This window comes from Sphingomonas larreae, from assembly GCF_051400595.1.
In the GTDB taxonomy this organism is placed as follows: Bacteria; Pseudomonadota; Alphaproteobacteria; order Sphingomonadales; family Sphingomonadaceae; genus Sphingomonas.
The window spans coordinates 28,038-41,768 of record NZ_JBLFFI010000007.1 but is presented as its reverse complement, the minus strand read 5'-3'; the positions used below and the strand labels follow the sequence as shown (position 1 = coordinate 41,768).

The following is a 13,731-nucleotide window of genomic DNA, read 5'->3' as shown; positions in this document are numbered from 1 at the left end:
GCATGGCCTCGATGACCCGGATGCGGTATCCCGCACGCGTGTTCGTCGCCCGTCGCCCTGCCCTGCTGCTTGCCGCGCTGGCGGTGGTGGTGCTCGGCATCCTCGCCTATGCCGGCGCGGCGCACTGGACGCGCCAGCGCGCGCTCGATCAGGTGCAGGACGAGGCGCTGCGCACCGCGCGCCAGCAGGCGCGGCTGATCGACAGCGAACTCGCCAAGTTCCGGCTGCTACCGATCGTGCTCAGCGAATATGGCGATCTCCGCGAGGCGCTCACTCAGGGCGCGACCTCGCGCGCCGCCACGCGCCTGGACGACAAGCTCGCATTGCTCGCCCGGCGCACCGGCGCGCCGGTGATCTACGCGATCGACGCGCACGGCCTCACCGTCTCCGCCTCGAACGCGGCGAGCGCGCAGAGCTTCGTAGGGCACGACTATCGCTTCCGCCCTTACTTCCAGCAGGCGATGCGCGACGGCGCGGCCGAGCATTTCGCGCTGGGCAACGTCAGCGGGCGCCCGGGCTTGTTCATGGCACGCCGGATCGACGCGGCGGGTGCGCCACTCGGCGTGGTGGTGGTGAAGGTCGAGTTCGATGCGATCACGCGCGCCTGGGCGAACGATCCCGGGCAGACGCTCCTCGCCGACGAACGCGGCGTGGTGCTTGCGGCAACCGACCGGGCGGCGGCGCTCCACCTGCTCGCCCCGATCGCCCCCGCGACGCTCGCGGCGATCCGCCGCAGCGGCCAGTTCCTCGACCGCCCGCTCGCGCCAGTGCGATATCGCTTCACGAGCGCGCAGCGCGCGACCGGACCATCGGGCGCGCCGCTGCTCGTCGCCACCGTTCCCGCGGCGCACCCGGGCTGGCGCCTGCTCCACCTCGTGCCGGTGGCGCGCGCGCTGCGCGAGGCGGCGTATCTCGCGCGGCTCGCCACCGCGACCGCGGTGCTGCTGACCGTCTTGATCGCGGCGCTGCTGCTGTGGCGCACCAGCCAGATCGCGCGCGCCGCCGCCGATCGCACCGCGCTGGAGCAGGCGGTGGCGGCGCGCACCGCCGAGCTCAGCGCGGCAATGGCACGGCGCGAGGACGCCGATCGTCGCTTCCGCGCCGCGCGCGAGGAGCTGGCGCAGGCCAACCGGCTCGCCTCGCTCGGCTCGATCACCGCGGGGCTGGCGCATGAGATCAACCAGCCGGTGGCGACGATCCGCACGCTCGCCGAGAACGCGCGCCACCATCTCGCGCAGCAGCGCACCGAGCGCGTCGCCGCCAGCCTCGACAGCGCGGTGGCGCTGACCGAGCGCATCGGCACGATCACGCAGGAGATGCGCCGCTTTGCACGGCGCGGCAGCGGCACCGCGGGGCCGATCGCGCTCGACGACGTGATCGATGGCACGCGGCTGCTGGTCGGCGACCGGCTGCGTGCCGTGGGTGTGGCGCTCGACTGGCCCGCGCCGGGGCAACCGCGCGTGTTCGCCGGCCGGGTGCGGCTCGAGCAGGTGCTGGTCAACCTGATCAACAACGCGGTGGACGCGCTCGCCGGGCGCACCGCACCGCGGATCGCGCTCACCGTGGCGACAAGGGAGGAGTGGGTGGAGCTGACCGTGGCGGACAACGGGCCGGGGATCGACCCGGCGCTGGGCGACGAGGTGTTCAGCCCCTTCGTCACCGGGCGACCCGACGGGCTCGGGCTCGGGCTCGGCATCGCGCGCGACATCATCGCGCAGTTCGACGGCTCGTTGCGGATCGTCCCCTCCGCGCTCGGCGGCGCGGCCTTTCGCGCCACGGTGCGGCGCGCATGAGCGAGGCGCTGCTCCGTGTCGTGCTGATCGACGACGACGAGGGCCTGCGCACCGCGCTGGCCGATTCCTTCGCCATCGCGGGGATCGAGGTGGAGCCGCACGGTGACGCGCGCGCCGCGCTGGCGCAGCTCGACGCCGATTTCCCCGGCATCGTCGTCAGCGACATCCGCATGCCGCGGATGGACGGCCACGCCTTGTTCGAGGCGGTGGCGGCGCGCGACCCCGAGCTGCCGGTGATCCTGATGACCGGGCATGGCGATATCGCGATGGCGGTGGCGGCGCTCAAGCGCGGCGCGTTCGACTTCATCGCCAAGCCCTTCGCCGCGGACCACCTGATCGCCAGCGCGCGCCGCGCGCTCGAGATGCGGCGGCTCGTGCTCGAGAACCGCCGCCTGCGCATCGCCGCGGCGGAGGCGGAGACTCATTATCCGCTGATCGGCGACACGCCCGCGATGGTGCGGCTCCGCGACACCATCCGGCAGCTCGCCGACGTCGACGTCGACGTGCTGGTCGAGGGCGAGACCGGGACGGGCAAGGAGCTGGTCGCGCTGCTGCTCCACCGCTGGAGTCATCGCCGCGCGCGCCAGTTCGTCGCGGTCGACTGCGCTGCGCTGCCCGACGCGGTGGCGGACGAGGCGCTGTTCGGCAGCCGCGCGCAGCCCGGCCGCGTCGCCGATGCCGACCGCGGCACGCTGTTCCTCGACGAGATCGACAGCATGTCGCCCGCGCTCCAGGGCAAGTTGCTCCGCGTGGTGGAAGAGCGTGAGCTGCCCCAGCCCGGCGGCGCGCCGCGCGTGGTCAACCTGCGCGTCGTTGCCGCGGCCAAGACCGATCTCGCGGGTGCGGTGGCGGAGGGCCGCTTCCGCGCCGACCTGCTCTATCGCCTCGAGACGGTGCGGCTGCGCATCCCGCCATTGCGCGAACGCCGCGCCGACGTGCCGCTGCTATTCGCATATTTCCTTGGCGAGGCGGCGGAGCGGTTCGGGCGCGAGCGGCCCAACATCGATCCCGCGGTGGAGGCGCGGCTCGTCGCCGACGACTGGGCCGGCAACGTCCGCGAGCTGCGCAACTATGCCACCCGCGTCGTGCTCGGCGTCGCCGAGGAGAAGCCGAGCGCGCGCGACCAGCTGCCGCTCGCCGAGCGGGTCGACCGTTTCGAGGCGGCGACGATCCGCGCCACGCTCGACCGCGTCCGCGGCGACGTCGGTGCTGCCGCCGCCGAGCTTCAGCTGCCGCGCCGCAGCCTCTATGACAGACTACAGCGCCACGGCATCGAACCGGCGGCGTTTCGCCACCGCGAGTGATCCTGCCCGATGCGTCTGCCCATTCCGTTCGTCGCCCTGCTCGTCGTCCCGTTTCTTGCCGGCCCGGCTCTCGCCGAGCCGACTCTGCTCGAGGTCGACCAGCGGCTCGCCGCGATCGCGTGGCGGCTCACCACCGCCAACGCACCCTTGTGCCGCGACCAGCAGTCCGTGATCGGCGCCACGCTCCACGCCGCGGACCAATATCCGACCGCGCTGCGCGGGTCCTTCACGGCGCCGGTCGCGGTGGAGCTGGTGGTGCCGGGTACCCCCGCCGCGACCGCCGGGGTCGCCCCGAATGACGGCGTGATCGCGGTCGACGGCGAGACGGTGCCCGCGCCGGCAGGCGGCGACGCAGCCACCAGCGTGACGCGCGACGCGGCGCAGGCGCTGATCGCGGCGCACGCGCCGGGTGCGCCTCTGGCGCTGACGCTGCGCCGGGACGGCACCAACCGCGCGGTGACGGTGCAGCCGCGCGCGGGCTGCCGTGTCGAGTTCGAGGTGCTCGCGGGCACCAAGCTGGGCGCCTCGTCGGACGGGCGCGTGGTGCAGGTCGGCGGGCGGCTGTTCGAGCGGTTCGGCGACGATCAGGTCGCGGTGGTGGTGGCGCACGAGCTGGCGCACGCGATCCTGCGCCACCGCGCGCGGCTGGAGGCGGCAGGGGTCACATGGGGGCTGCTCGCCGAACTGGGTCGCAACGGCCGGCTGTTCCGGCAGACCGAGACCGAGGCGGACCTGCTTGGCGCCTATCTGCTGCGCAACGCCGGATGGGATCCCCAGCTGGCGGTGCGCTTCTGGCGCGGGGAGGGCGCCACGATTGACGGCGGGTTGTTCCGCAGCCGCACGCACCCGTCCGCCAAAGCGCGCGCCGACGCGATCGCGGCCGAGCTGGCGACGATGCCGGCGGACGCCCCGCTGCCCTACGCGCCGCCGCTGCTGGCGAGGCGCGACGCGCCGCTGGGGTGAGCGGCGACAGGGCGGCGGTTGGCACGACAGGTGAGGGATGCGCCCCCCCTGCCCCCTGCCGTCATCCCGGACTTGTTCCGGGATCCACTCGTCTGCGAGCGCAAGGCCTTCTGAGTACGCGGATCGGTGGATTCCGGAACAAGTCCGGGATGACGGCGAGGGTGTGAGGATGCGGAGGAAAGACTCAGGTAGACCGCGCGACGACGCGCGCCCGCCGCCTTATCACCCGCCCGAGTCGCGCTCGATATCCGCGCCGACCGCCGACAGCTTCTCTTCCAGCCGCTCATAGCCGCGGTCGAGGTGGTAGACGCGCGCCACGCTCGTCTCGCCCTCGGCCATCAGCCCGGCGATGATCAGGCTCATCGAGGCGCGCAGGTCGGTTGCCATCACCGGCGCGCCGACCAGCCGGTCGACCCCCTTCACCACCGCGGTGCGGCCGTGCACCTGGATGTCCGCGCCCATCCGCGCCAGCTCGGGCACGTGCATGTAGCGGTTCTCGAAGATCGTCTCGGTCAGCACGCTGGCGCCGTCCGCCTTGCACAGCATCGCCATGAACTGCGCCTGCATGTCGGTCGCGAAGCCGGGATAGGGCGCGGTGGAGAGCGTCAGCGGTGCCAGCTTGCCCTCGCTCGTCACCAGGATGGAGTCGCGCCGTTCCTCGATGCCCACGCCGGCGGCGCGCAGCGCCTCGATCGTCGCGCCCATGTCGGCGGCATTGACGTTGGCGAGCTCCACCGCGCCCCCCGTCAGCGCCACCGCGCAGGCATAGCTGCCCGCCTCGATCCGGTCGGGCATCACGCCATAGGTCGCGCCGTGCAGCTCGGCGACGCCCTCGATCTCGAGCGTCTCGGTGCCGATCCCGTCGATCCGCGCGCCCATCGCGACAAGGCAGCGGCAGAGGTCGACGATCTCGGGCTCGCGTGCGGCATTCTCGATGCGGCTGCTGCCTTTTGCGGTCACCGCCGCCATAATGATGTTCTCGGTCGCGCCCACCGACACGATCGGGAAGGTATAGCGGCCACCGCTGAGCCGCCCGCCCGGAGCGGTGGCGGTGACGTAACCGGCCGACATCTCCAGCTCGGCACCGATCGCCTGGAGCGCCTTGAGGTGGAGGTCGATCGGACGGTTGCCGATGGCGCAGCCGCCCGGCAGTGACACGCGCGCCTGCCCTGCCCGCGCCAGGATCGGGCCGAGCACGAGGATCGAGGCGCGCATCTTGCGCACGATGTCATAGGGCGCCTCGGTCGAGGTGAGCTGGCCGGCGCGGATCGTCATCACGCGGCCGAAATCCTCCGGTCGGCTGCCCTCGATCGTGGTCGAGGCGCCGAGCTGGTTGAGCAGGTGCCCGAAGCCGTCGACGTCGGCCAGGCGCGGCAGGTTGCGCAGCGTCACCGGCTCGTCGGTGAGCAAGGCGCAGGGCATCAGCGTCAGCGCGGCGTTCTTGGCGCCGGAGATGGGAAGACGACCGTTCAGGCGATTACCGCCGCGGATGAGAATGCGATCCATCGCGCCGCTCTATCGAACGCCCACGCGATCGCCAAGGATGAGCGAACATGGTGAAGCCCCCATGCCCTTGATCGGTTTTAATGCACGTTGGTCTTTCCCCCGCGTAACGAACGGACAGATCAAGGGGATATTCACCGGGTGCCAGCGCGTAGCCTCGCCGACAAGATCGGCGACATGATTGTCCTGTCCGCGGCCGAGCGCGCCGCCCTCGATCAGATGGGCGATCGCGAGCGGATCGTCCGCAAGGGCATGACGCTGGTACGTGAGAATGAACGCTCAACCGAGCTGTTCGCGCTGCGCAGCGGCATGCTGATTGCCTATGTCCTGCTCGACGACGGCAGCCGCCAGATCCTGCGCTTCATCTTCCCGGGCGATCTCGCGGGAATGGCGGTGATCGCGTTCGGCAAGGCACCGCACACGCTGCTGGCGCTGAGCGACAGCGTGGTGGTGCCGATCGATCGTCAGCAGGTCGCCGACATCGTCCATCGCCAGCCGCGCGTCGCGCTTGCGCTCGCCGCACTCGAGCAGGTCGAGCGCGCCTCGCTGACCGACCGTCTGGCGGGGCTCGGCCGCCTTTCCGCCAAGGCGCGCGTCGCCGCGGTGCTGCTCGACCTGCGCGACCGTATGCGCCGCCAGGACGACACCACCGGAGACACGTTCACGCTCGGCCTGACGCAGGAGGAGATCGGTGACGCGACCGGGCTCACCGCGGTGCACGTCAACCGCATGCTGCGCCAGCTCGAGGACGAGGGGCTGATCGCGCGCGCGAACGGCCGCGTGACGCTGCTCAACGAGGCGCGGCTGAAGCGCAGCGCGCATCACGTCGATCGCCTCGCCGCGGTGGACCTGAGCTGGCTGCCAGGGCCGAGCGAGGGGTAGCGCGCCCGCTCACCCCCTCCTTGGCGTTACTCTGAAGTCGGTTCAGGATCCGCCGTGCCGCGGCTACAGCGCCCGCGCGCGCGGGGCAGTGGATGCTGGAAACAACTCCACCATGACGCCGGCGAAGAAACCGAGGCGGTCGTGCGCTGGCTCCCGCTCGTCGCCTAGCGCCGCACCCCGCTGGCGGCGAGTTCGGCGTCGATCGCCGCCACCAGCCGCGCCAGTCCGGCCGGGTCGCGCGCCTCGGCGCGCAATGTGAGTGCGGCCTGCGTGTTCGATGCGCGCAGCAGCCACCAGCCCTCGTCGCTCGACACGCGCACCCCGTCAGTGCGGTTCACGCGTGCGCCCGCCGCCGCTAGCCGCGCCGCCACCTCCTCGACCACCGCCACCTTGCGCGCCTCATCGACCGGCACGCGCCACTCGGGCGTGGTGCAGCGCGGCGGCAGCGCGGCACGGAGCGCGGCGAGCGTCTCACCCGCCTGGCGCAGCGCACGCAGCAGCCGCACCGCGGCGTACAGCGCGTCGTCGAAGCCGTAATAGCCGTACGCGAAGAAGATGTGGCCCGACAGCTCGCCCGCGAGCGGCGCCCCCACCTCCTTCATCTTCGACTTCATCTCGCTGTGCCCGGTGCGCCACATCAGCGCCTCACCCCCCAGCGCAGCGATGCGCTCGAACAAGGCATCGCTCGATTTCACGTCCGCGACGATCGTGGCGCCGGGCCGTTCGGCGAGCAGCGGCGCAGCGAGCAGCGCCAGGATCTCGTCGCCCCACAGCACCCGCCCGGTCGAGTCGACCGCGCCGATCCGGTCGCCGTCGCCATCGAACGCCACCCCGAGGTCGAGCCGCTCGCGCGCGACCAGCGCCTTGAGATCCGCGAGGTTCGTCTCGACGGTCGGATCGGGGTGATGATTCGGGAAGGTGCCGTCGATGTCGCAGAACAGCAGATGGTGTTCGCCCGGCAGCCGCGCGGTGAGCGCGCGCACCACCTCGCCCGCTGCGCCGTTGCCCGCGTCCCAGCCGACCCGCAGCGGCGTGCCGTCGTGCCGGTCGGGATCGCCGGCGAGCAGGCGCTCGACATAGTCCGCGCGCACGTCACGCTCTGTGACGCCGCCCTGCCCGCTGGTCCAGTCGCCCGCCGCCGCCAGCCGGGCGAGATCGGCGATATCGTCGCCGAAGAAGCTGTCGCCGCGCAGCACCAGCTTGAAGCCATTGTCGTCGCGCGGATTGTGGCTGCCGGTGACCTGCACGCCGCCGTCCACGCCGAGCGTCGCCGCGGCGTAATAGAGCATCGGCGAGGGGCCGAGCCCGACCCGCACGACGTCCACGCCGCCGTCGCTGAGACCGCGCACCAGCGCCGCCTCGAGCACCGGCGAGTGCGTCCGTCCGTCATACCCCACCGCGACGCTGGTGCCGCCGACACGCCGGACGCGGGTGGCGAAGCTGCGCCCCACCGCATAGGCGTCCGCCGCGGCAAGGTTGCTGCCGACAGTGCCGCGCACGTCATATTCGCGCAGGATCACGGGATCGAAGCGGTGGCTCATCGTGGCGGTCCGGTCAGTTGCGGTGCAGGCGCTCGAGCAGCATATCGCGCGCGGCATTGGCCTGGCGCGCGCGCTCGGGCGAGCCGCCGCGGTCGGGGTGGATCTCGGCGATGAGGCGGCGGTGCGCGGCGCGGATCGCCGCCTCGTCGGCGCCGTGCGTCACGCCCAGCAGCGCGCGCGCGTCGGCCAGCGGCGAGCGCTGGCGCTTGGGCGCGGGGCGGAGGAAGCGCCAGACCGCATAGATGATCGCGAGAAGGAGGAGCCACTTCAGCATGTGGAGCTCCGCGCTGTCGCGGCCGCCTCGAGCGTACCACCGCGGCGGACGACGGGGTCCAGCGGGGGAGGCCATCGTGCTTGGTCACCGCCGTTCTCCACCTCGGCCTCGGCGTACGCGAGACCTTCGCGAAACCGGCCGTCATCCCGGACTTGGTCCGGGATCCACCGTGCCGCAAACCCGCGGGGCGTTGTTCCCGCGGAGGCGTGGATGCCGGAACAAGTCCGGGATGACGGAAGACGAAGAGCGTTGCGCGGCTTTCGCGAAGCTCCCGGGAAGGCCGGGGCGGTACGCAGAAACGATGTCAGCTTATTACCCTCGCGCAGACGAGACCAGGCACCGCTCGCCCTTTCTCGTCGATGCGCATCCAGGCGCACGGTATCTCCCAGCACCCTCACGCGAACAGCGGCATGGTCGATTCGGGCAGCGACAGCGCCGCCATCATCTCGCGCAGCTCCTGGCGCGCCGCGACATGGCTCAGCCCCATCCCGCCGAACGCCTTGGCATCGAGCAGCGTCAGTCCCTTGGGAAAGAGTTCGCGGTAGATCACGCGCTCGCCCAGCCCCGGGATAATGCGGAAGCCGACGCGACGGGCGAGTTGGTCGAGCGCGTCCGAGACGCGCCGCATGTTGCGCGCCTCCAGATATTGCAGCCGGTTGCGCAGCACGACCCAGTCGATCGTGGTGCCGTCCTCGCGCGCACGCGCCTTGCGCGCGTCCCAGATCAGCTCGGAATAGAAGCTCGGGCGCGTCACCTTGTAGGTTTCGGGATCGACCTGGCCGATCAGGTCGAAATCGACGAAACTGTCGTTCATCGGCGTTACCAGCGTGTTCGACAGCGCCGCCGCGAGCCGCGCCGCAGGGTCGTCGCGTCCCGGCGTGTCGATCACCAGGAAGTCGTAGCCATCGGTGAAGCGCTGGTAGAGCTCGGCGAAGATGCCGTTGGCGCGGCCGTCGCCGGTGGCGTGGTCCGGCAGCGGCAGGTCGATCGCCGAGCGCTTCACCGTCGACTCGCGATTCTCCAGGTAGCGCCCGAGCGTTCGCTGGCGGTGGTCGAGATCGATGCACGCCACCCGCGCGCCCTTGGACGCGAGCGCGATCGCGACGTGCACCGCGGTGGTGCTCTTGCCCGTTCCGCCCTTCTCGTTGGCGAAGACGATGACGTGCGTCCGCCCCGTCTCGCCGCCCCCCTCGCGAGCCCCCTCGTGCACGCCTGCAACGGTGTCGGACAAATCGTCGCATCCCTGATTGATTGCAATTCACCGCGACCATAGAAGCCAGCGGCGCGAGTTTCGAGGGGTAACGGGTGGAAGTATATCGGGAGCTCGCTGCGCTGCGCGCGGCGCTCGAGGCGGCGCGCGCGAGCGGCCGCGAGGTGGCGCTGGTGCCCACGATGGGGGCGCTCCACGCCGGGCATATCGCGCTGGTCGAGGCCGCGCGCCGCCCCGGCACGACCGTGGTGGCGTCTATCTTCGTCAACCCGCGCCAGTTCGGCGCGGGCGAGGACCTGTCACGCTATCCGCGCAAGGAGACCAGCGACATCGCCATGCTCACCGACGCGGGCTGCGACCTGCTGTGGCTGCCGCCGGTGGAGCAGATGTACCCCGCCGGCTTCGCCACCAACGTGTCGGTCAGCGGGGTGAGCGAGGGGCTCGATGGCGCGGCGCGGCCGGGCCATTTCGACGGAGTCGCCACCGTGGTGGCGAAACTGTTCAACCAGGTGCGCCCGACTCGCGCCTTCTTCGGCGAGAAGGACTTCCAGCAGCTCGCGGTGGTGCGGCGGATGGTCGCCGACCTCGACTTCGACATCGAGATCACCGGCGTGCCGACGCAGCGCGAGGACGACGGGCTCGCGCTCTCGTCGCGCAATGTCTACCTGCTGCCGGAGGAGCGGCAGAAGGCGGTGGCGCTGCCGCGCGCGCTCGGCGTGGCGGCACGCGCGATCGCCGGTGGTGCCGACACCGCCAAGGCGCTCGACGATGCCGCTGCGACGCTGACCGCGGCCGGCTTTACGGTGGATTATGTCGCGCTAGTCGACGCCGACACGCTCGCGCCCGATCCCGCACCCGGCGCGCGCCGGCAGCTGCTCGCGGCGGCGCGGCTCGGCAACACCCGGCTGATCGACAATCTCGCCGTCGGTGGATGAGTTCGACTGAAGTCGCATTAACCGATTAACCAATTAGAGACTCGAATCAGCGAAAACACCCTCATTCCAAGGATTAGAGGGGTAGTCCGACATGCTGACCGAATTCGAGGGCGCGCTGCTCGCCCGCCGTACCGCCGAAGCGACCCGCGGTAACGAAGACGCTGCCTATGACCTGGGCGTGGCCTATTCGACCGGCACCGCCGGCGCCACGCTCGACCTGATCGAAGCGCACAAGTGGTTCAACCTCGCCGCCGCGCGCGGCCACGAGGCCGCGGCTGCGGCGCGGGCCGAGGTGGCCGAGGACATGACCGCGCGCGAGATCGCGACCGCGCAGCGCGCCGCGCGCGACGTGCTCGCGCTGGGCGCCCGCCGCGCCGCCTGACCTACGCTCGCCTCCACGCGCCCGGTCGTTGACGGCGCTGTGGGTGTGGTGGGTGGAAGGCCAGAGACGCTCGCGCCCTGCCCTGTTCCGTCGTCCTGAGCGTGTCTCAGGATTCACTGTGCCGCCTACTCAGCGGCAGGCGGGAAGGCGGACGGGTGAATCCTGAGACGAGTTCAGGATGACGGCTGCGGCCGTGCGCTCGACGCATCCTCCCACCCGATCCAGCGCGATTGCCGCTCGCGTGCTCCTGCGCCCGCAGGAGCCCAGAGCCCCGAAGACTATCCCTGCGGCTCTGGGCTCCGGCGTTCGCCGGAGCACGGCTCACCCGCGATGGAGACGGCTGGCGCTACTTCTTTGCCGCCGCTTTCTTCGCCGGCGCCTTCTTGGCGGCCGCCTTCTTCGCCGGGGCCTTCGCGGCCCCCGCCTCCTTTGCCGCCGCCGGCTTCTTCGCCGGCGCCTTCTTCTTGACCGGCTTCTTTGCGGGCGCCGCGGCGGCGCGGTCGTCGATCAGCTGCGCTGCCTCCTCCAGCGTCAGCTGATCGGGCGCGATCGTCTTGGGCAGCGTGGCGTTGGTGGTGCCGTCCGTCACATACGGCCCGTAGCGGCCCTCCATCAGCCGCAGCTCGGCCTCGGTGCGCGGGTGCGCGCCCAGCACCTTGAGCGGCGCACGTGCCGCGCCGCGCTGCGGCCGTCCGCCCGCGGCCGCCGCCTCGGCGAGCTTCACCACCGCGGCGTTCATGCCGGTCTCGAACACCTCGGCGGTCGATTGGAGCCGCGCATATTTGCCCTCGTGCACCAGATAGGGGCCGTAGCGTCCGATGCTGGCGGCGATGTCCTTGCCCGTCTCCGGGTGCTGGCCGATCACGCGCGGCAGGTGGAGCAGCTTGAGCGCCATCTCCAGGTCGAGGTCGCCGATGTCCTTGGGGATGGACGCGCGCTTGGCGTCCTTGCCGTCACCGAGCTGAATGTACGGACCGAACCGCCCCGATTTGCGCTCGACCGGCAGCCCCGTCTCCGGATCGTGGCCGAGCTGCTCGGGGGTCGCGTCCTCGCTCGGCTCGCCGCCCTGCGCGAAGCGGCGCGTGAACTTGCACTCGGGATAGTTGCTGCACGCGATGAACGCGCCGAACTTGCCGCCGCGCAGCGCCAGGCTGCCGACATGGCATGCCGGGCACAGCCGCGGGTCGGTGCCGTCGGCCTTGTCGGGGAAGAGATAGGGCGCGAGGAACTGGTCGAGCTGCGCGGTGACCTCGCTCGGCTTCTGCTCCATCACCTCGGCGGTGCGCGGCTTGAAGTCGCGCCAGAACGCCTCGAGCACCGCCTGCCATTGCGCGCGCCCGCCCGACACGTCGTCAAGCTCTTCTTCCAGCCCGGCGGTATAGTCGTAGCCGACGTAGCGTTCGAAGAAGCGCTCGAGGAAGGCGGTCACCAGCCGGCCGCTCTCCTCGGCGAAGAAGCGGTTCTTCTCGACGCGCACATAGGCGCGGTCCTTGAGCGTCTTGATGATCGACGCATAGGTCGAGGGCCGACCGATCCCCAGCTCCTCCATGCGCTTGACCAGCGACGCCTCGGAGAAGCGCGGCGGCGGCTGGGTGAAATGCTGCTCGGCCTCGATGCTCTTCTTGGCGGGCGAATCGCCTTCGCGCAGCCGCGGCAGGCGCTTGGCGTCTTCATCCTGGCTGTCGTCCTGGCCCTCCTCGTAGAGCGCGAGATAGCCGGGGAAGAGCACCACCTGCCCGGTGGCGCGCAGCACGTGGCGTCCCGTGCCGTCGGCCAGCTCCACCGTGGTGCGCTCCATCCGCGCCGAGGCCATCTGGCTCGCCAGCGCGCGCTTCCACACCAGGTCGTACAGCCGGGCGTGGTCGCCCGAGCCGACGCGGTCGCGCGAGAAGTCAGTCGGGCGGATCGCCTCGTGTGCTTCCTGTGCGTTCTTCGCCTTGGTCTGGTACATCCGCGGCTTGTCGGGGACGTAGCCGCCGTCATAGCGCGCGGCGATCGCGGCGCGCGCGGCGGAAATGGCGCTGCCGTCCATCTGCACGCCGTCGGTCCGCATATAAGTGATCGCGCCGTCCTCGTAGAGCTGCTGCGCGATCCGCATCGTATGGTCGGCGGAGAAGCCGAGCTTGCGCGCCGCCTCCTGCTGCAACGTCGAGGTGGTGAAGGGCGGCGGCGGGTTGCGCGTCGCGGGCTTGGTCTCGACCGTCTCGACCGCGAACCGCCCGGCCTCGACATCGGCCTTGGCGCGCAGCGCGTCGCCCTCGTTGCCGATCGAGAGCCGGTCGAGCTTCCGGCCCTCCCATTGCACCAGCCGCGCGACGAAGGGCGTGCCGTCCTGCTCGAGGTTGGCGGTGACCGACCAATATTCCTGCGCGCGGAACGCCTCGATCTCGCGCTCGCGCGAGACGATCAGCCGCAGCGCGACCGACTGGACGCGTCCCGCCGACTTGGCGCCGGGCAGCTTGCGCCACAGCACCGGCGAGAGCGTGAAGCCGACGAGATAGTCGAGCGCGCGGCGCGCGCGATAGGCGTCGATCAGGTCGGTATCGAGCTGGCGCGGGTTCGCCATCGCCTGCGTCACCGCGGGCTTGGTGATCGCGTTGAAGGTGACGCGCTGGACGTCCTTGGGCAGCGCCTTGCGCTTGGCCAGCACCTCCTGGACGTGCCACGAGATCGCCTCGCCCTCGCGATCAGGGTCGGTGGCAAGGATCAGCCGGTCGGCCCCCTTGGCGAGGTCGGCGATGGCCTTGAGCTGCTTGGCTTTGTCCGCGTAATTCTCCCATTCCATCGCGAACCCCTCTTCGGGGTTCACCGACCCGTCGCGCGGCGGCAGGTCGCGGATATGGCCGTAGCTCGCGAGCACGCGATAGTCGGAGCCGAGGTACTTTTCGATGGTCTTCGCCTTCGCGGGCGATTCGACGATGACGAGCTGCATAAGCGGTCGGTA

At 71.2% G+C, this 13,731-nt stretch carries 11 protein-coding genes; 6 read left to right on the top strand and 5 right to left on the bottom strand.

What is annotated here, in order from left to right; translation table 11 throughout:
• Positions 1-11 precede the first annotated feature (11 nt).
• The 3 genes from ACMGDM_RS18280 to ACMGDM_RS18270 are packed head-to-tail and all read left to right on the top strand — an operon-like array spanning position 12 to position 4,060.
• Entirely contained in the window at positions 12-1,793 is a 1,782-nt protein-coding gene (locus tag ACMGDM_RS18280) for a sensor histidine kinase (protein WP_436805562.1), read from the top strand.
• A complete protein-coding gene (locus ACMGDM_RS18275) occupies positions 1,790-3,097 on the top strand; it encodes a sigma-54-dependent transcriptional regulator (RefSeq protein ID WP_436805561.1) in 1,308 nt (435 codons plus the stop codon). The genes ACMGDM_RS18280 and ACMGDM_RS18275 overlap by 4 nt, the downstream gene beginning before the upstream one ends.
• A gap of 9 nt (positions 3,098-3,106) precedes the next feature.
• The gene (locus ACMGDM_RS18270) at positions 3,107-4,060 is read left to right on the top strand and encodes a PDZ domain-containing protein (protein ID WP_436805560.1); all 954 of its coding nucleotides are present in this window, start codon (positions 3,107-3,109) and stop codon (positions 4,058-4,060) included.
• 222 nt (positions 4,061-4,282) lie between these two features.
• Here the strand turns inward: ACMGDM_RS18270 and murA are convergent, their stop codons facing one another.
• Positions 4,283-5,566, bottom strand: coding sequence for a UDP-N-acetylglucosamine 1-carboxyvinyltransferase (murA, locus tag ACMGDM_RS18265; RefSeq protein ID WP_436805559.1), 1,284 nt, complete (start codon positions 5,564-5,566; stop codon positions 4,283-4,285).
• A 138-nt stretch (positions 5,567-5,704) separates the two neighbouring features.
• Here murA and ACMGDM_RS18260 point away from each other — a divergent pair, with 138 nt between their 5' ends.
• Positions 5,705-6,445, top strand: coding sequence for a Crp/Fnr family transcriptional regulator (locus tag ACMGDM_RS18260; RefSeq protein WP_436805558.1), 741 nt, complete (start codon positions 5,705-5,707; stop codon positions 6,443-6,445).
• Between the two features lie 164 nt (positions 6,446-6,609).
• Here the strand turns inward: ACMGDM_RS18260 and pgmG are convergent, their stop codons facing one another.
• The 3 genes from pgmG to ACMGDM_RS18245 form a co-directional block, all read right to left on the bottom strand.
• Positions 6,610-7,986: a phosphoglucomutase/phosphomannomutase PgmG gene (gene pgmG, locus ACMGDM_RS18255; RefSeq protein WP_436805557.1), complete on the bottom strand. Its 1,377-nt coding sequence runs from the start codon at positions 7,984-7,986 to the stop codon at positions 6,610-6,612.
• A 13-nt stretch (positions 7,987-7,999) separates the two neighbouring features.
• Positions 8,000-8,260, bottom strand: a complete 261-nt coding sequence (locus tag ACMGDM_RS18250) for a J domain-containing protein (protein WP_436805556.1) — start codon at positions 8,258-8,260, stop codon at positions 8,000-8,002.
• 394 nt (positions 8,261-8,654) lie between these two features.
• Positions 8,655-9,470, bottom strand: coding sequence for a division plane positioning ATPase MipZ (locus ACMGDM_RS18245; protein WP_436805640.1), 816 nt, complete (start codon positions 9,468-9,470; stop codon positions 8,655-8,657).
• 95 nt (positions 9,471-9,565) lie between these two features.
• Here ACMGDM_RS18245 and panC point away from each other — a divergent pair, with 95 nt between their 5' ends.
• Together panC and ACMGDM_RS18235 are read left to right on the top strand one after the other, a co-directional pair.
• On the top strand, positions 9,566-10,405 hold the full coding sequence (gene panC, locus ACMGDM_RS18240; protein WP_436805555.1) for a pantoate--beta-alanine ligase: 840 nt from the start codon (positions 9,566-9,568) through the stop codon (positions 10,403-10,405).
• 91 nt (positions 10,406-10,496) lie between these two features.
• Positions 10,497-10,787 carry a hypothetical protein gene (locus ACMGDM_RS18235; RefSeq protein ID WP_436805554.1) on the top strand — a complete coding sequence of 97 codons (291 nt, stop codon included), beginning with the start codon at positions 10,497-10,499 and terminating at the stop codon, positions 10,785-10,787.
• A gap of 346 nt (positions 10,788-11,133) precedes the next feature.
• Here the strand turns inward: ACMGDM_RS18235 and topA are convergent, their stop codons facing one another.
• On the bottom strand, positions 11,134-13,719 hold the full coding sequence (topA, locus tag ACMGDM_RS18230; RefSeq protein WP_436805553.1) for a type I DNA topoisomerase: 2,586 nt from the start codon (positions 13,717-13,719) through the stop codon (positions 11,134-11,136).
• Positions 13,720-13,731: the final 12 nt, after the last annotated feature.

Excerpts from the sequence above, each read along its gene's own strand:
- pgmG (WP_436805557.1), bottom strand. The coding sequence starts at position 7,986 with ATGAGCCACCGCTTCGATCCCGTGATCCTGCGCGAATATGACGTGCGC.
- ACMGDM_RS18250 (WP_436805556.1), bottom strand. The coding sequence starts at position 8,260 with ATGCTGAAGTGGCTCCTCCTTCTCGCGATCATCTATGCGGTCTGGCGC.
- ACMGDM_RS18280 (WP_436805562.1), top strand. The coding sequence starts at position 12 with ATGACCCGGATGCGGTATCCCGCACGCGTGTTCGTCGCCCGTCGCCCT.
- topA (WP_436805553.1), bottom strand. The coding sequence starts at position 13,719 with ATGCAGCTCGTCATCGTCGAATCGCCCGCGAAGGCGAAGACCATCGAA.
- ACMGDM_RS18235 (WP_436805554.1), top strand. The coding sequence starts at position 10,497 with ATGCTGACCGAATTCGAGGGCGCGCTGCTCGCCCGCCGTACCGCCGAA.
- murA (WP_436805559.1), bottom strand. The coding sequence starts at position 5,566 with ATGGATCGCATTCTCATCCGCGGCGGTAATCGCCTGAACGGTCGTCTT.
- ACMGDM_RS18275 (WP_436805561.1), top strand. The coding sequence starts at position 1,790 with ATGAGCGAGGCGCTGCTCCGTGTCGTGCTGATCGACGACGACGAGGGC.
- ACMGDM_RS18270 (WP_436805560.1), top strand. The coding sequence starts at position 3,107 with ATGCGTCTGCCCATTCCGTTCGTCGCCCTGCTCGTCGTCCCGTTTCTT.